This window comes from Rathayibacter sp. Leaf299 (assembly GCF_001423055.1).
GTDB lineage: Bacteria > Actinomycetota > Actinomycetes > Actinomycetales > Microbacteriaceae > Rathayibacter > Rathayibacter caricis.
Map to the genome: position 1 here is coordinate 175781 of NZ_LMNT01000004.1, position 16734 is coordinate 192514.

Sequence of the window (16734 nt, forward strand, 5' to 3'; positions counted from 1 at the left end):
CGGCCTACTCCCCCAGGCGGCGGCGGGTCGCCATGGCGCGGTCGGCCTCGCGACGGTCCTGGCGCTCGCGGAGCACCTGGCGCTTGTCGTAGTCCTTCTTGCCCTTGGCGACCGCGAGCTCGACCTTGGCCTTGCCGTCGCTGAAGTAGAGCGAGAGCGGGATCAGCGTGTACCCGCCCTCCTTCACCTTGTTGTGGATCTTGAGGATCTGCGCCTTGTGCAGCAGCAGCTTGCGCTTGCGGCGGGGCGGGTGGTTCGTCCAGGTGCCCTGCGCCCACTCGTTGATGTGCACCGCGTCGAGCCACGCCTCTCCGCCGTCGACGAAGGCGTAGCCGTCGACGAGGGACGCCCGGCCCGCGCGCAGCGACTTGACCTCGGTGCCGGTGAGCACGAGGCCGGCCTCGTAGGTGTCCTCGATGAGGTAGTCGTGGCGCGCCTTGCGATTGGTCGCGACGACCTTCTGTCCCTGTTCCCTGGGCACGGCGGCTCCTTGCGTCCGAGAGCGATGATGGGCCGCCCCGTCCGGGGCAGCCCATCAGTATACGCGCGCCGTCGGGTCAGACCCGCAGGTACCGGGCGATCGCGACGTTGGAGGCGATCGCCGCGAGGATCGCGCCGACCACCACCAGGATCGGGACCACGATCAACGCGTCGTCCAGGCCCACGAACGACGTGAGCGGGATGCGGTAGGCGAGGAACCCCTGCACGAAGAACTGCACGATCGCCACCACGGCCACACCCGCCAGCAGGGAGCCGAGCAGCGCGGCGAACACGCCCTCGAGGATGAACGGGGTCTGGATGAAGCGGTTCGAGGCGCCCACCAGGCGCATGATCCCGAGCTCCCTCCGACGCGAGAACGCCGACAACCGGATGGTCGTGGCGATCAGCAGCACCGCCGCCACGAGCATGAGCACCGCGATCCCGATCGCCGTGTAGCTCGCCGCGTTCAGGATCGAGAAGATCTGGTCGAGGTACTGCCGCTGGTCCGTGACGCTCTCCACGCCCGAGACGCTCGAGAGGCTCTCGACGAGCACGTCCGACTGCGTCGGGTCCTGCAGGTTGATCCAGAACGTCTGGTTCAGCAGGTCCGGAGTGACGTACTCGGCGACCGGGTTGCCGGCGAACTGCTCCTGGAAGTTCGCGTACGCCTGGTCGTGGTCCTCGAAGTAGAAGCGGTCGATGTAGGGCGCGAGGGTCGAGCCGTCGAGCTGCGTCTCGACCGAGTCGATCTGCTCCTGCGTCGCGTCGGAGCCGCTGCAGTTCGAGCCGCCGGAGGTGGCGGTGCACATGTACACCGCGACCTGGGCCTTGTCGTACCAGAAGTTCTTCATCTGGCCGATCTGCATCTGCAGCAGGATCGCCGTGCCGACGAAGGTGAGGGAGATGAAGGTCACCAGGATCACCGAGACGACCATGGAGACGTTGCGTCGGAGGCCGCTCGCGACCTCCGACCAGATGAGTGCCATTCTCACTTGACGGGTCCTACGTTCTGCTGGTCGTCGCCGGTCTCGTCGCCTTCTCCCGCGTGCGCGCGCAGGCCCAGGCGGGCCGCGAGGGACTCCTCGGGCAGAGTGCCCGTGTCGGCGGGGAGGTAGATCGGACCGGTCTGACTCTGGAGCTCGACGCGCGGGGCGGCGGGCGCCTCCGGCTCGGCGGGGGCGGGTGCGGGGGTCGACTCCTCGGCGGCCGGAGCGGCAGGCGCCGGATCCGGCGCGGCAGCGGAGCGGCGCCCCTCGGGCACGACGGGCTGCGCGGCGGTCTGCGACAGGCGCGGGCGGAGGAACGACCCGGTGCGCGAGGCGGACTCGGGCTCCACGGGTGCGGCGCTGCGCCGCAGGTCCACCTCCGGCACCTCGGCGGGAGCGAGCTCGCCGTCGATCAGCACGGGGGCGGCGACGGGCTCGGCGACCGGCTCGACGGCGGGGTGGTCGTCGGCCGCGACCACGACCACTCCGTCGTGCACGACGGTGATGCTCTCGGTCTGGCCGTAGCCGCCCTGGCTCTCGTCGCGGACGATGCTGCCCGCCGAGAGCTCGATGACGCGGCGCTTCATCTGGTCGACGATGCCGGCCTCGTGCGTGGCCATGATCACGGTCGTGCCGCCGGCGTTGATCCGCTCGAGGAGCGCCATGATGCCGGCGCTGGTCGTGGGGTCGAGGTTGCCGGTGGGCTCGTCGGCGAGCAGGACGGCGGGCTTGTTGACGACGGCGCGGGCGATGGCGACGCGCTGCTGCTCGCCGCCCGAGAGCTCGTGCGGCAGCCGCGACGCCTTGCCGGCGAGGCCGACCATCTTCAGGGTGTCCGGGACGGCCTCCTGGATGAAGCCCTTGGACTTGCCGATGACCTGCAGGCTGAACGCGACGTTGTCGAAGACCGACTTGTTCGGCAGCAGGCGGAAGTCCTGGAACACCACGCCCATGTTGCGGCGGAAGTACGGGACCTTGCGGCTGGAGATCTTGCCGAGGTTCTGCCCGAGCACGTGGATCGACCCCGAGGAGGGCCGCTCCTCCTTGAGGATCAGGCGGAGGCAGCTCGACTTGCCGGACCCGGAGGCGCCGACGAGGAAGACGAACTCGCCCCGCAGGATCTCGAGGTCGATGGCGTTCAGGGCGGGTCTCGTGCCGCCGCGATACTGCTTGGAGACGTTGTCGAAGCGAATCATGTCGATACGAGGGTAAGCGACGATGCCCCGGCGGCCGCCGCCGGGCTCCCCCGGCGCGCCGGGCGAGGCGGCCGGGAGAGCGCTGCGGAGCGGCTCAGGCGGACTTGCGCCAGCGGATCCCGGCGGCGATGAAGCCGTCGAGGTCGCCGTCGAAGACGTGGGCCGGGGTGCCGACCTCGTAGTCCGTCCGAAGGTCCTTGACCATCTGGTACGGAGCGAGCACGTAGCTGCGCATCTGGTCGCCCCAGCTCGCCGTGATGTTCCCGGCGAGCTCCTTCTTGGTGGCCGCCTCCTGCTCCTTCTGCAGCAGCAGGAGCCGCGACTGCAGCACGCGCATGGCGGCCGCGCGGTTCTGGATCTGGCTCTTCTCGTTCTGCATCGAGACGACCGTGCCCGTGGGGATGTGGGTGAGCCGGACGGCGGAGTCGGTGGTGTTGACCGACTGGCCGCCGGGGCCCGAGGAGCGGAAGACGTCGACGCGGATGTCGTTGTCGGGGATCTCGATCGCTCCGGCCTCCTCCATCAGCGGGATGACCTCGACCGCCGCGAAGGACGTCTGGCGCTTGCCCGCAGCGCCGAAGGGGCTCATCCGGACGAGGCGGTGCGTGCCGGCCTCGACCGACAGCGTGCCGAAGGCGTAGGGGGCGTCGATCTGGAAGGTGGCCGACTTGATGCCCGCCTCCTCCGCGTAGCTCGCGTCCATCACGGTCGCGGAGTACTTGTGCTTCTCGGCCCAGCGCAGGTACATGCGCATGAGCATCTCGGCGAAGTCGGAGGCGTCGACGCCGCCGGCCCCGGCGCGGATGGTGACCACCGCAGGGCGGTCGTCGTACTCGCCGTCGAGCAGGGTCTGGACCTCGAGCTCGCCCATCACCTTCTGCAGCGAGGCGAGCTCGGCGATCGCCTCCTGCTCGGAGTCGGCGTCCTCGGCCTCGTTCGCCATCTCGACGAGCACCTCGAGGTCGTCGAGGCGGCGTTCGATCGAGGTGATGCGCGCGAGCTCGGACTGCCGGTGGCTGAGCGCGCTCGTGACCTTCTGCGCGTTGACCGTGTCGTCCCAGAGATCGGGGGCGCCGGCCTGCTCGTTCAGCTCCGCGATGCGGGTGCGGAGGCGATCGACGTCGATCACGGCGCGGATGTCGTCGAAGGTGGAGCGGAGAGCAGTGATCTGCTCGGTGAAGTCGTTGTCCAGCATGGTGCCCCCAGACTACCGGGGACCACCCGCGGCCCCCGCGTACGCTGGGGATGGTGACCGTCCCCGCCGAGCGCCCGTTCCCCGTGGGGCCGCTCCTCTTGTCGACGTTCCTCCCCACCCTCCTCTTCTCGATCGGCGAGGGTGCGATCATCCCGCTGCTGCCGGTCGCTGCCGGCGACCTCGGGGCGACGCTGGCGATCGCGGGCCTGGTCTCGGGCATGATCATGATCGGCGAGCTCGCGGGCGACGTGCCCAGCGGATGGGTGGTCTCGCGCATCGGCGAGCGCGGCGCGATGCTCGCCGCCTCGGCCGCGTCGATCCTCGGTCTCGTGATCTGCCTCCTCTCGTCCTCGTGGGTGGGCCTGACCGTCGGCGTCTTCGTCATCGGAGTCGCGACCGCCGTGTTCGCGCTGGCGCGGCACGCGTTCATGACGTCCTTCGTTCCGGTGGGCTACCGGGCGCGCGCGCTGTCCGCCCTCGCGGGGGCGTTCCGCGCCGGCTGGCTGATCGGCCCGTTCGTGTCGGCGGGAGTGGTGCACCTGACCGGCACCGTCGAGTCCGTCTTCTGGATCCACATCGTCTGCTGCGTCGCGGCTGTCGCCGTGCTGCTCCTCGTCCCGGACCCGGCCACGATCCTCCGCCGCTCGGCCGCCCCGGTCGAGGAGGCTCCGGAGCCGGAGCCCCAGCAGGGCCTGGTCGCCACTCTCCGCCAGCACCGCGGGGTCCTCGCCCGGATGGGCAGCGGCGCCGCCATGATCGGCGCGCTCCGGGCGAGCCGCACGGTGATCCTGCCGCTCTGGGCGGTCAGCATCGGGATGGGCGAGACCGACACGGCCATCGTCATCGGCATCGCCGGCGGGCTCGACTTCGCCCTGTTCTACGCCGGCGGGCAGCTGATGGACCGCTTCGGCCGCGGCGCGACGGCGATCCCCTCGATGATCGGACTGGGGGTCGGGCACGTCGTCCTGGCGTTCACCCTCCTCGCCGGCGACCCGGTGCCGTGGTTCATCGCCGTGGCGTGCGTCCTGGCGGTGGCGAACGGCATCGGCTCGGGCATCCTCATGACCATCGGAGCCGACCTGGCGCCGCGCGAGGACCCCGCCCCGTTCCTCGGCGCGTTCCGCTTCACGGGCGACGTCGGCAACGCGACGGCTCCGATCGTCGTCTCGGCGCTCACCGCGGCGGTCTCCCTCCCGTTCGCAGCCGGGGCGATCGGAGTCCTCGGCCTCGTCGGCGCGGGAGCGCTTGCCCGCTGGATCCCGCGGTACCTGCCGCACCGCCGCCCGGGCCACTGAGCCGCGGCGCTCCCCTCCTACACTGGAGCGGCACCCGCGGGAGTGGTGGAATGGCAGACACGCAGGATTTAGGTTCCTGTGCCGAGAGGCGTGAGGGTTCGAGTCCCTCCTTCCGCACCACGTCGTCGTCCCGTCCGCCGGTCGCGGACCCTGTGCCGACCGGTCGCGGATCCACGGCTCGCGTGAGGAGTCGACCGGTACGCTGTGCGCTGTCACGCCGCCCGACCGCCTCCCGGCCCCACGGCACTGCAGACGACTGGAGACCTGTTGAACCACGCCGCCCTGATCCCCTGGCTCGACCCGGAGACGATCCTCACCTCGTTCGGGCCGTGGGGCGTCCTCGTGGTCTGCCTGATCGTCTTCGCCGAGACCGGGCTGCTGATCGGCTTCCTCTTCCCGGGCGACACCCTGCTCGTCATCACGGGCCTCCTCGCGCACGAGAACGCCTCGAACGGCGGGCTCGGCGTCCCGATCTGGATCATCTGCCTGGCCATCGGCTTCTCGGCGTTCGTCGGCGGCGAGGTCGGCTACCTGATCGGGCACAAGGCCGGTCCGCGCATCTTCGAGCGCAAGGAGTCGGGCTTCTTCAGCGTCGAGAACGTGCGCCGCACCAACGCCTTCTTCGAGCGCTTCGGCGGGCTCGCCGTGATCCTCGCGCGCTTCGTCCCGATCGTGCGGACCTTCGCGCCGATCGCCGCGGGCGTCGCGCACATGAACTACAAGAAGTACAGCCTCTACAACCTGATCGGCGCGCTGATCTGGGGCAGCGGAGTGACCCTCCTGGGCTGGCTGCTCGCGTTCATCCCGCCGGTGGCCGACTTCGTGTCGCACTACATCGACGTCATCCTGATCGGAGCGGTCGTGCTCGCGATCGTGCCGACGCTGTTCCACTTCTTCCAGCAGCAGCGCAAGGCCAGGCATTCCGTCGATCCTGAGACCGACGCGGCCGAGGCGAGCGCGCTCGTCCTCGACCCGGCGACGCTCGACGACGAGCGCCGCGCGCACGGCGGCCGCGAGCACTGAGCCCGTCGGGTCGCCCGGCCGTCGGGTCGCCCGGCCCTCAGGCCAGGCGCGCCGCCAGCTCCGTCAGCTCCCCGCGCAGAGCGGTGAACGCCCGCGCGCGGTGGCTCGCCGCGTTCTTCTCCTCGGGCGAGAGCTCGGCCGCCGTGCGGTCGGACCCCTCGGGGAGGAACACGGGGTCGTAGCCGTGCCCGTTCGTCCCGCGCGGGGCGACGGCGATCGCGCCGGGCCACCGCCCCTCGACGACGATCTCCTGACCGCCGGCGAGCACCCGGTCCGGGACGACGAGGGCGATGGTGCAGACGAAGTGCGCCCCGCGGTGCTCCTCGTGCACGTCGGCGATCTGGGCGAGCAGGAGCTCCAGGTTCGCGACGGCGTCGTGCGGCGTGCCCGACCAGCGCGCCGAGAAGATGCCGGGAGAGCCGCCGAGGACGTCCACCCGGATCCCGGAGTCGTCGGCGAGCGCCACGAGGCCCGTGTGCGCGGCAGCGGCGCGCGCCTTGATCAGAGCGTTCTCGGCGAAGGTCACCCCGTCCTCGACCGGCTCCGGACCGTCGTAGGCGCGGACGCCGACGCCCGGCAGGGACTCGGCGAGCATGGCGCGGAACTCCTCGACCTTGCCCGGGTTGTGGGTGGCGAGGACGAGGTCCAGGCTCACGCGCCGGCCTCCCCGGCGAGCGCCGCGGCCTGGATGCGCGCGAGGTCCGACGCTCCGGAGACGGCGAGGTCGAGCAGGGCGTCGAGCTCGCGGCGGTCGAACGGGGCGCCCTCGGCGGTGCCCTGCACCTCGACGAAGAGCCCGCGGCCGGTGACGACCACGTTCATGTCGGTCTCGGCGCGCACGTCCTCGACGTAGGCGAGGTCGAGCATCGGCACGCCGTCGATGATGCCGACGGAGACGGCCGAGAGGCTGTCGATCAACGGCACCGCCTTCTGCCCGATGTACTTCTTGCCCCGGGCCCACTCGATCGCGTCGACCATGGCCACGTAGGCGCCGGTGATCGCGGCGGTGCGGGTGCCTCCGTCGGCCTGGAGCACGTCGCAGTCGATGACGAGGGTGTTCTCGCCCAGCGCCTTCATGTCGACGACGGCGCGGAGGCTGCGGCCGATCAGGCGGGAGATCTCGTGGGTGCGCCCGCCGACCTTGCCCTTGATCGACTCGCGGTCCATGCGGGAGTTGGTGGAGCGGGGCAGCATCGCGTACTCCGCGGTCACCCAGCCCTTGCCCTTGCCCTGCAGCCAGCGCGGCACCCCGTTGGTGAACGACGCGGTGCAGAGCACCTTCGTGTTCCCGAACGACACCAGGGCCGAGCCCTCGGCCTGCGTGCTCCAGCCTCGCTCGATGGTCACGGTGCGCAGTTCGTCGGGCGCGCGGCCGTCCTTGCGGACGACGGCCTTCGGGGTGGTGTCGGTCACTGGCTTCTCCCTCGATGGGGCGCGGACTGGTCCAGCTCGCGCAGGTTGATGGTGCCGGTCTCGACGAGGTCGACGCTCGAGACCTCGGGGCCGAGGAAGCGTCGGGCGAGGCGGACGAAGTCGCTCGAGCCCGTCTCCTCCCACCGGTAGGTCGGCGGTCCGGGGGCGGTCCGCTGCAGGCCGTGGGCGACGAGCGTGCGGTACACGTCGAGCGCGGTCTCCTCGGCGCTCGAGACGAGGCGGACGTCCGGCCCCATCACATAGGCGATCGCGCCGCGCAGGAGCGGGTAGTGCGTGCAGCCGAGCACGAGCGTGTCGACGCCCGCGGCCTTCATCGGCGCGAGGTACTCCTCGGCGACGGCGAGCAGCTCGTCGCTCCACGTGACTCCCGCCTCGACGAACTCGACGAAGCGCGGGCAGGCCGCGGTCACGAGCTCGAGATCGGGAGCGGCGACGAACGCGTCGTCGTAGGCCCGGGAACGGATGGTGCCGACCGTGCCGATGACGCCGACGCGGCGGTTGCGCGTGTCGCGCACGGCGCTGCGCACAGCAGGCTGGATCACCTCGACCACGGGGATGCCGCGGCCGATCGTGTACCGCTCGCGCGCATCCCGCATCATGGCCGCTGACGCGGTGTTGCAGGCGATGACGAGCAGCTTCGCCCCCTGGTCGACCAGGGTGTCGAGCGTGTCGAGGGCGTAGGCGCGGACGTCGGCCAGGGGCTTGGGGCCGTAAGGCGAGTGCGCGGTGTCGCCGAGGTAGACGATCGACTCGTTCTGCAGCTGGTCGATGATCGACCGGGCCACCGTGAGGCCGCCGACACCGGAGTCGAAGATTCCCAGGGGCGCGTCGGTCACGATCGACCAGCCTACCCGCGACCCTCCGCGGCGTCGCGAGCCCGCCGTCCCAGCGGCGCCACCGCGAGCCCCCTCCGCGCTCCGTCCGCCTCGTGGAAGACTGCGGACATGGACGCGACCGCCTTCCTCACCGACCGGTACGAGCTCACGATGGTCGAGGGCGCCCTCGGCAGCGGCACGTCCGATCGGCGGTGCATGTTCGAGGTCTTCGCCCGGAGCCTGCCTGCCGGCCGGCGGTACGGGATCCTCGCCGGCACCGGGCGGCTGCTCGAGCTCGTCTCGCGCTTCCGGTTCGGCGAGCCCGAGCTCGACTGGCTGCGCGAGAACCGCGTGGTCGACTCCCGCACCCTCGACTGGCTGGCCGACTACCGCTTCAGCGGCGACGTCTGGGGCTACCGCGAGGGCGAGGTCTACCTGCCCGGCTCCCCCGTCCTGATCGTCGAGGCGCCCTTCGCCGAGGGCGTGCTGCTCGAGACGCTCGCGCTCTCGGTGCTCAACCACGACAGCGCCGTCGCGAGCGCCGCCGCCCGCATGGTCTCGGCCGCCGACGGCCGCCCGCTCGCCGAGATGGGCTCGCGGCGGGCCGGTGAGCGATCGGCCGTCGCCGCCGCGCGCGCCGCGTACATCGCCGGCTTCGGTGCCACCTCCAACCTCGAGGCGGGCCGCAGCTGGGGCGTGCCGACGATGGGCACCTCCGCGCACGCGTTCACGCTGCTGCACGACTCGGAGGAGGACGCGTTCCGCGCGCAGGTCGCGGCCCTCGGCCCCGGCACCACGCTCCTCGTCGACACCTACGACGTCACCGCAGCGGTGGACCTGGCCGTGCGCGTGGCCGGAACAGGACTCGGCGCGGTGAGGATCGACTCCGGCGATCTGCCGCAGCAGGTGGCCGCCGTGCGCGCGCAGCTCGACGCCCTGGGGGCCACGGGCACGAGGATCACCGTGACGAACGACCTCGACGAGTACGGCATCGCCGGCCTCGCCGCGTCCCCCGTCGACTCCTACGGCGTCGGCACCTCGGTCGCGACGAGATCCGGTCACCCGACGGCGGGCATGGTCTACAAGCTCGTCGCCCACGAGGACGACGCGGGCGACTGGGTGGCCGTCGCGAAGAAGTCGGCCTCGAAGGCCTCGATCGGCGGCCGCAAGGCGGCGGGCCGGCTGCTCTCGGACGGAGTGGCCGAGGAGGAGGTCGTGCACGTGGGCGCCGGACCGGAGGGCGGCGTCGGAGCGGGAGAGCGTCCGCTGCTCGTGCCGCTCGTGGAGAGCGGCGAGATCCTGGACGAGGCGCTCGGAGCCGCCGGCACGGCCGCGGCGCGCGAGCACCGGGCATCGGCAGTGGGGGAGCTGCCCCTCGACGCGCTGCGCCTGGGCCGGGGCGACCCGGTCATCCCGACGCGCTACGTGTGAGGGCCCGCACCGCCGACGGCGGCACGGGCCCCGCGCGTCACTTCATCCGCGCGTAGATCTCCTTGCAGGAGGGGCACACCGGGAACTTCTCCGGGTCGCGTCCCGGCAGCCACTTCTTGCCGCAGAGCGCCTTGACCGGCTTGCCGGTGAGGGCGCTCTCGAGGATCTTGTCCTTCTGCACGTAGTGGGAGAACCGCTCGTGGTCTCCCGGCTCGATCGTCTCCTGATTGAGGAGCTCCTCGAGCTCGCGGTCGAGGGTGGCGGTTCCTCCGCCTCCCTCGAGAGGGTCGGTGCTGCTGTTCTCGGGGCGGGTCGTCATGCCCTCGATCCTACGCGCGGACGACCGCGGGGTCGGGGGTCGGGAGGACTCGCAGCCGGGCTCAGTACCGGCTCGTGAACGAGACCAGCTCGGCGGTCCGGCGGTCGAAGAGCCATCCGCCGACCAGCACGCCGAGGACGAAGACGACGACGGCGCTGCCGAAGCCCGTCGGCACCGCGGCCGACGCCGCCTCCGGATCGAGGAAGAGCGCGCGGATCGCCAGCACCACGGCGGGTGCGGCCAGCAGGAGTCCGAGCCCGAACGCCAGAGCCTGCGGCCCGGCTCCGCTGGCTCCCGGTGCCTGCGGCTGCACGAACGGGCTGTCGCCCGGTCGCGGTGCGGGGTACGCGAGCCGCGCGGACACGGCGCTCGCCACTCCGGCCGGCACCAGCAGGAGGCAGGTGTTGGCGGCGAGCAGGACGGGGAGTGCACCGTCGAGCCCCGAGGTGGCGCTCGACACCAGCGAGCCGAGCACCACGACGGGGAGGCCGAGCAGGAGCGTCGGGAACGCGCGGCCGAGGCGGTCGGCGCGCCCGCTCACTCCGGCCGCCACGTGCAGCCAGAACGCCGAGCCGTCGTAGGCGACGTCGTTGTGCAGGAACCAGCCGAGGAAGAGCACCACCAGCGGCACCGGGAGGAGCGACAGCAGCGGGAACGGCACCTGGACGACGGCCAGCAGCACGATCACGACGACGGGCAGCACCGGCACGGCGACGAGTGACGCCTGATACCGCGGATCCCGGATCCAGTAGGTGATGCTGCGGGCGGCGACCGCTCCGGCGGGCGAGGCGCCGAGGACGTCGAACCAGCCCAGGCGCAGTCCCCGCGCCGGACGGTGGGTGCGCTCGGGCCGCTCGACGAGCAGGCGCACGAGCAGCCACCAGAGCCCGCCGAGGGCGGCGAGCGTGAGCAGGGCGACGACGAGCGGACCGGCGGGATCGCCCGCGACCGCGCTCGGGGCGATCGCCCACGCGGCACCGAGCGGAGTCGCGCCGAGCGCCGTCGCGAGGGAGTCGAGAGCGCGCGTCCCGGCTCCACCCCAGTCGAGTCCGGTGACGACGACCAGCACCGCGGGGACCGCCAGGAGCAGCAGGAGGCCCAGGATCGCGAGGAGCTCGCGGGCGGTGCGCGAGGGGACCAGCGCCGCCGAGGCGGCGAGACCGATCCGCGCGCAGAGGACCGCGGTGGCGACGGCGACCAGGGGCCCGAGCACCGCGAGGACTCCTGCACCGGCGAACACGGGCACCAGCGCGAGAGCGACCACGAGCAGCGCCAGCACCGGCACCGAGATCAGCCCTGCGAGGGCGAGCGCGGCCGCCAGGCGGGCGCTGGGGATCCCGAAGAGCCGGAACGCCCGCGGGTCCATCGGATCCAGCGGACCGAGGAGGAAGGGCAGCACGAGGAACCCGGCCGTCACGAGGGCGCCGACCGCGATGGTCGCATCGGCCGCGAGGGCGGGATCCTCGCGCAGGGCGCCGAGACCGGCGAGCATCCCCGCGGCGGCCGCGATCGCGACGACGACTCCCAGGAGCACCCCGGCGGTGCGCGCCGGCCCGGAGCGGAACGCCCCGAGCAGCACGTCGAGCCTCAGCCGGAGAAGTCGTGCAACCACTGCAGCCCCTCGGCGATCTGCTTGCCGCCCGCCAGCTCGAGGAAGCGCTCCTCGAGGGTGACGGTCCCGGCGACGTCCTCCACCGCTCCGGAGGCGAGCACCCGGCCCCCGACGATCACGGCCACGTCGTCGCAGACGCGCTCGATGAAGTCGAGCCCGTGGCTCGAGAGCACGACGGTGCCCCCGCCCGCGACGAAGCGGCGGAGCACGGTGATCACCGCCGCCGAGGACACGGGGTCGACGGACTCGAACGGCTCGTCGAGGACGAGCACCCGCGGCGCGTGGATCATCGCTCCGGCGAGGGCGACCTTCTTGGCCATGCCGGCCGAGTAGTCCGAGATGAGGCGCTCGAGCGCGTCCGTCAGGCCCAGCGCTTCGGCGAGCTCCTGCGCCCGCTGCTTGGCGGTGGCTCTGTCGATCCCGCGGAGAGCCGCCGCGTAGAAGAGGAACTGCGCCCCGGTCAGGCGGTCGAACAGGCGGAGGCGGTCGGGCAGGACGCCGATCAGCCTCTTGGCCGCCGCGGGGTCCTTCCAGACGTCGACGCCGTGGACGAGGACGCGGCCGGTGTCGGGGCGCAGGAGCCCCGTCATCATGGACAGCGTGGTCGTCTTGCCCGCACCGTTCGGGCCGATGATGCCGTAGAACGTCCCGGCACGGACCGCGAGATCGATGCGGTCGACCGCGACGGTGCGGCCGAAGGTCCGGGTGACGGCGTGCAGCTCGTAGACGACGGGGTGCCCCTCGGGCGCCGGATCGGCGGGCGCATCGGGACGGACGGCGCCCTCCGGGTCGGCGGGGCGCGGCGAGCGCTCGGTCCCCTCGGCGTTCGTCGACGTCATCCGGCAACGGTACCAAGCCCGACCGGCGGTCGGCCGGGCCCGCGCCGCACCCGCCGACACGGCCGAGGTCAACCACCCTGGCCCTCGAGGGCGGGGACTGTACACTATCTCTCGACCCGAGGAGCAATCAGATCGATACGCAGCGGTTAATTCGAGGAGACGAGCAGACGATGACGAACAACGGAACGAACCGGGGCCAGGCGAGCAGCACGAGCAGCACGCCCGCCACCGTCGTGATCCTCGCCGCCGGCATGGGCAGCCGCCTCGGCCGCTCCCTCCCGAAGCCGCTCACGCCGCTCAGCGACGGCCGCACGATCATGCAGCAGCAGTTCGACAACATCCACCACGCGTTCGGCACCTCGGTGCCCGTGAGCATCGTGGTCGGCTACAAGCTCGAGCACATCATCGAGGCGTTCCCGTCGGCGTCGTTCGTCTACAACGAGCAGTACGACCAGACCAACACCTCCAAGAGCCTGCTCCGCGCCCTCCAGGCCTCGGGCCAGGGCGGCGTGCTCTGGATGAACGGCGACGTGGTCTTCGACCCGCGCATCCTCGACCGCGCCGCGGCCCTCATCGCGAAGGACGCGTCCTTCGTCACGGTGAACACCGCCAAAGTCTCGGACGAGGAGGTCAAGTACACGACGAGCGCCGAGGGCTACATCGAGGAGCTCTCGAAGACCGTCCGCGGCGGTCTCGGCGAGGCCGTCGGCATCAACTACGTCTCGGCGGCCGACAAGCCCGCGCTCATCCGCCAGCTCGCCCGGGTCGACGCCCAGGACTACTTCGAGCGTGGCATAGAGTTGGCGATCGAGCAGGACCGACTGCTCGTCGAGCCGATGGACATCTCCGACCTCTACGCCGTCGAGGTGGACTTCGCCGAGGACCTCGAGCGCGCGAACCTCTTCGTCTGACGCCCGGATCCTCCCCGGCTCGATCCGAGCCGGGTGAGGAGTCGCGCGCAGTGAGCAGAGCGGACGGCACGAGCACCGCGGGCGGCACGAGCACCGCGGTCGCCGATCGGCACCGGCGCTCGTCGGGCTGGCGCTACCGCCACTCCCTCTGGCTGCTCACCCGCCGCGATCTGACGGTCCGCTACGCGACCAGCGCCCTCGGCTACTTCTGGTCGATCCTCGACCCGCTGGTGATGTCGGGCATCTACTACTTCGTCTTCACCGTCGTCTTCGACCGCTCGGTCGGCGAGGACCCGTACATCGTCTTCCTCCTCGCCGGGCTCCTGCCCTGGATGTGGTTCAACCAGGCCACCTCGGACGCGACGCGCGCGTTCCTCAAGGAGGCGAAGCTCGTCCGCTCGACGTCGATCCCCCGCACGATCTGGGTCGGACGCATCGTGCTGTCGAAGGGGATCGAGTTCGTCGCGAGCATCCCCGTGCTGGTGCTGTTCGCGGTCGTCGCCGGGGCGGAGGTGACCTGGGCCGTCCTGCTGTTCCCGGTGGCGATCCTCCTGCAGGGTGTGCTGACGCTCGGCGTCGGGCTCCTGGTCGCTCCGCTGGTCGTCTTCTTCCGCGACCTCGAGCGCGTCATCAAGCTCGTGCTGCGCTTCCTCTTCTACGCGTCGCCGATCATCTACTCGACCGACAACCTGCCGGTCGAGATCCAGCCGTGGGCCGCGCTCAACCCGCTGAGCGGGATCTTCGCGCTCTACCGCTCCACCTTCTTCGCGAGCGAGCTCGACGTGCCGCTGATCCTCACCTCGGCCCTGATCTCGGTGCTCCTGCTCGTCGTCGGCCTGATCGTGTTCCGCCGCTCCGAGCGCGCCGTGCTGAAGGAGCTGTGATGACCTCGACGTCCTCCCCCGATCAGCAACCGGTCGTCATCGCGTGCCGCGGTCTCGGGATCCGTTTCCGGCGCAACCGCCGGGGCACCCGCTCCTTCAAGGACCTCTTCGCCGGCCGCGCGCGCCGCTCGCGCCCCGGCGAGTTCTGGGCCCTGCGCGGTCTGGACGTCGAGGTGCGGCGGGGCGAGGCCATCGGGGTCGTGGGCCGCAACGGCCAGGGCAAGTCGACCCTCCTGAAGCTCGTCGCGGGAGTGGTGCTGCCCGACGAGGGCGTCGTCGAGGTGCGCGGCGGAGTCGCTCCGCTGATCGAGATCACCGGCGGGTTCGTCGCTGATCTGAGCGTGCGCGAGAACGTCTACCTCACGGCGGGTCTGCACGGCATGTCGCGGCGCGAGGTCGACGAGCGCTTCGACTCGATCATCGAGTTCGCCGAGATCCAGGACTTCCTCGACACCCCGTACAAGCACCTCTCGAGCGGCATGAAGGTCCGCATCGCGTTCTCGGTCGTCTCGCGGCTCGAGGAGCCGATCATCCTCGTCGACGAGGTGCTCGCGGTCGGCGACAAGGCCTTCCGCGAGAAGTGCTACGCCCGCATCGAGGAGCTCCTGGCGGCCGGGCGCACGCTGTTCTTCGTCTCGCACAACGAGCGCGACCTCCGCCGCTTCTGCACCCGCGGGCTCTACCTGGACAAGGGCTCCCTGGTGCTGGATGCACCGATCGATCAGGTGCTCGCGCGTTACGCTGAGGACTACGCGCCGAAGCCGCCGACTCCCGCCGACTGACGACGGAGCCGAGCGATCGGCATCCGGACGACGCAGGAGTTGCAGCACATGGCGCCGAAGGACCGCGGCCGGGACGTCGAGAAGTCGGAGCCCGGAGCGGTCGACCCCGCGCAGTTCGCGAAGCTCCTCGACAGGGTGCTCGCCGTGCAGCGGCCGGCCGTGCTCGCGAACATCCGGGCGCTGCGCCGCCGCCGGCCGGATGCGAGCCCGGAGCAGCTCATCACCTCGCTCGAGCGGCAGTACCTCTCGAGCGTCGCGGCCGGCGGGGCGGCCATCGGAGCGACGGCCGTCGTCCCCGGCATCGGCACCGCCGCCTCCGTGGCGCTCTCGGGCGCCGGCGCCGTCGGGTTCCTCGAGGCGAGCGCCCTCTTCGCGCAGTCGGTCACCGAGGTGCACGGCATCCGGCTCGAGGACCCGGAGCGCGCCCGCGCCCTCGTCCTCACGCTGATGATGGGCTCCTCCGGGAGCGAGCTCGTGCGCCAGGTCGCCGGGCAGGCCGCGGGCGGCGCGGGCCTCACCCAGTACTGGGGCTCGGTGGTCACCAAGGGGCTCCCCTCGTTCCTCGTCGGGGAGCTCGCCGATCGCGCGAAGCGCTCCTTCACCCGGCACTTCCTCACGCAGCAGGGTGCGGGCCTCGTCGGGCGCGCCATGCCCTTCGGCGTGGGCGCGGCCATCGGAGGTGTCGGCAACGCGATGCTCGGCCGGAAGGTCGTCCAGAACGCCCGGGACGCCTTCGGTCCCGCCCCGCAGGTCTTCGGCAACGCCCTGGTGATCGAGCCGACCCGCTCCGAGCGCAAGCGCGCGCTGACCGCCGGCACATACGAGCCGCTCGAGCTGCACGTCCGCGACTACGGCGGCGAGGGCGACCGGGTGGCGCTCCTCCTGCACGGACTCGCCTCGGACTCGCGCACCTGGTACGCCCTCGTGCCGACGCTGCACGAGCACGGCTACCGGGTGATCGCTCCGGATCTCGCGGGGCACGGCGGGTCGCCGAAATCGACCGCCTACTCGCCGGAGCGCTGGGCGTCGGACGTGCGCGGCTCGGTGCTGCAGACCCCGGACCTGATCATCGGGCACGGCCTCGGCGCGGTCGTCGCGGCTCGACTGGCGGACGAGTACCGGCCGGAGCGCGTGATCCTGCTCGACCCCGCCTTCTCCGACTCCCGCGGGCCGGCCGCCGCTCTGCGCGGCTCCCGCTCCCTGACGAAGGTCGAGAAGGGCGACGCCGGCGAGCTGCGGCGCCGCCACCCGATCTGGACCGACGAGCAGATCGAGCTGGACGTCTCGGCGCACCGGCTCTGGGATCCGGCGTCCGCCGCCGGACTCACCGCACGCGGTGCCGCCGACGCCCCCGACATCGTCGTGGTGCCGACGCTCGCGGTGCTCCCGGAGGACCCGATCGCGCATCCGTCGCTCGCCGGAGTGCTCTCGGACCACGGCATCGAGGTGCGCAGCGTCCCCGGCGCGGGATCCTCGATCCTGCGCGAGGACCGACCGGCGCTGATCGCCGCGGTCGAGGACCGGCTCTAGCG

The 16734-nt window shown here is 71.8% G+C and carries 17 protein-coding genes and 1 tRNA gene; 8 read left to right on the plus strand and 10 right to left on the minus strand.

The genetic code is table 11. The annotated features are described in order from the left end of the window. Positions 1-4: 4 nt before the first annotated feature. The 4 genes from smpB to prfB form a co-directional block, all read right to left on the minus strand. Positions 5-481 (minus strand): SsrA-binding protein SmpB, encoded by a 477-nt coding sequence (gene smpB, locus ASF48_RS15285; RefSeq protein WP_055793597.1) that lies wholly within the window; start codon positions 479-481, stop codon positions 5-7. 76 nt (positions 482-557) lie between these two features. Continuing rightward, the gene (gene ftsX / locus ASF48_RS15290; RefSeq protein ID WP_055793599.1) at positions 558-1472 is read right to left on the minus strand and encodes a permease-like cell division protein FtsX; all 915 of its coding nucleotides are present in this window, start codon (positions 1470-1472) and stop codon (positions 558-560) included. After that, positions 1469-2662, minus strand: a complete 1194-nt coding sequence (gene ftsE / locus ASF48_RS15295; RefSeq protein ID WP_055793601.1) for a cell division ATP-binding protein FtsE — start codon at positions 2660-2662, stop codon at positions 1469-1471. Before ftsE ends, ftsX begins: the two co-directional genes overlap by 4 nt. A gap of 94 nt (positions 2663-2756) precedes the next feature. Then, entirely contained in the window at positions 2757-3857 is a 1101-nt protein-coding gene (gene prfB / locus ASF48_RS15300; RefSeq protein ID WP_055793603.1) for a peptide chain release factor 2, read from the minus strand. Positions 3858-3907: 50 nt separating this feature from the next. On the opposite strand from prfB, the gene ASF48_RS15305 reads away from it, so the two are divergent. From ASF48_RS15305 to ASF48_RS15315, 3 genes are all read left to right on the plus strand, one after another. Beyond that, positions 3908-5152, plus strand: a complete 1245-nt coding sequence (locus ASF48_RS15305; RefSeq protein ID WP_055793605.1) for an MFS transporter — start codon at positions 3908-3910, stop codon at positions 5150-5152. Between the two features lie 36 nt (positions 5153-5188). Further along, a tRNA-Leu gene (locus tag ASF48_RS15310) sits at positions 5189-5272 on the plus strand. 144 nt (positions 5273-5416) lie between these two features. After that, complete coding sequence (locus ASF48_RS15315; RefSeq protein WP_055793930.1) at positions 5417-6175, plus strand: DedA family protein; 759 nt, start codon at positions 5417-5419, stop codon at positions 6173-6175. A gap of 37 nt (positions 6176-6212) precedes the next feature. On the opposite strand, the gene rdgB is transcribed toward ASF48_RS15315, so the two are convergent. Genes rdgB through murI form a run of 3 tightly spaced genes read right to left on the minus strand, consistent with a single transcriptional unit; the run spans position 6213 to position 8445 of the window. Continuing rightward, positions 6213-6830, minus strand: coding sequence for an RdgB/HAM1 family non-canonical purine NTP pyrophosphatase (rdgB, locus tag ASF48_RS15320; RefSeq protein ID WP_055793607.1), 618 nt, complete (start codon positions 6828-6830; stop codon positions 6213-6215). Continuing rightward, positions 6827-7588, minus strand: coding sequence for a ribonuclease PH (gene rph / locus ASF48_RS15325; RefSeq protein ID WP_055793609.1), 762 nt, complete (start codon positions 7586-7588; stop codon positions 6827-6829). The genes rdgB and rph overlap by 4 nt, the downstream gene beginning before the upstream one ends. Then, the gene (murI, locus tag ASF48_RS15330) at positions 7585-8445 is read right to left on the minus strand and encodes a glutamate racemase (RefSeq protein WP_055793611.1); all 861 of its coding nucleotides are present in this window, start codon (positions 8443-8445) and stop codon (positions 7585-7587) included. Before murI ends, rph begins: the two co-directional genes overlap by 4 nt. Positions 8446-8553: 108 nt before the next feature. On the opposite strand from murI, the gene ASF48_RS15335 reads away from it, so the two are divergent. Further along, positions 8554-9855 carry a nicotinate phosphoribosyltransferase gene (locus ASF48_RS15335; protein WP_055793612.1) on the plus strand — a complete coding sequence of 434 codons (1302 nt, stop codon included), beginning with the start codon at positions 8554-8556 and terminating at the stop codon, positions 9853-9855. A gap of 37 nt (positions 9856-9892) precedes the next feature. On the opposite strand, the gene ASF48_RS15340 is transcribed toward ASF48_RS15335, so the two are convergent. From ASF48_RS15340 to ASF48_RS15350, 3 genes are all read right to left on the minus strand, one after another. Further along, entirely contained in the window at positions 9893-10174 is a 282-nt protein-coding gene (locus ASF48_RS15340; protein WP_055793615.1) for a DUF3039 domain-containing protein, read from the minus strand. A 61-nt stretch (positions 10175-10235) separates the two neighbouring features. Next, positions 10236-11786: an ABC transporter permease gene (locus ASF48_RS15345; RefSeq protein ID WP_157603187.1), complete on the minus strand. Its 1551-nt coding sequence runs from the start codon at positions 11784-11786 to the stop codon at positions 10236-10238. After that, on the minus strand, positions 11762-12625 hold the full coding sequence (locus ASF48_RS15350) for an ABC transporter ATP-binding protein (protein ID WP_082481573.1): 864 nt from the start codon (positions 12623-12625) through the stop codon (positions 11762-11764). The genes ASF48_RS15345 and ASF48_RS15350 overlap by 25 nt, the downstream gene beginning before the upstream one ends. Before the next feature lie 170 nt (positions 12626-12795). Here ASF48_RS15350 and ASF48_RS15355 point away from each other — a divergent pair, with 170 nt between their 5' ends. The 4 genes from ASF48_RS15355 (at position 12796) to ASF48_RS19470 (ending at position 16732) form a co-directional block, all read left to right on the plus strand. Beyond that, positions 12796-13536: a phosphocholine cytidylyltransferase family protein gene (locus ASF48_RS15355; RefSeq protein WP_077222987.1), complete on the plus strand. Its 741-nt coding sequence runs from the start codon at positions 12796-12798 to the stop codon at positions 13534-13536. Between the two features lie 152 nt (positions 13537-13688). Beyond that, positions 13689-14420, plus strand: a complete 732-nt coding sequence (locus ASF48_RS15360; RefSeq protein ID WP_230674088.1) for an ABC transporter permease — start codon at positions 13689-13691, stop codon at positions 14418-14420. Then, on the plus strand, positions 14420-15202 hold the full coding sequence (locus tag ASF48_RS15365) for an ABC transporter ATP-binding protein (RefSeq protein WP_055793621.1): 783 nt from the start codon (positions 14420-14422) through the stop codon (positions 15200-15202). The genes ASF48_RS15360 and ASF48_RS15365 overlap by 1 nt, the downstream gene beginning before the upstream one ends. 48 nt (positions 15203-15250) lie before the next feature. Continuing rightward, positions 15251-16732 (plus strand): alpha/beta fold hydrolase, encoded by a 1482-nt coding sequence (locus ASF48_RS19470; protein WP_157603188.1) that lies wholly within the window; start codon positions 15251-15253, stop codon positions 16730-16732. The last annotated feature ends 2 nt before the right edge of the window (positions 16733-16734 follow it).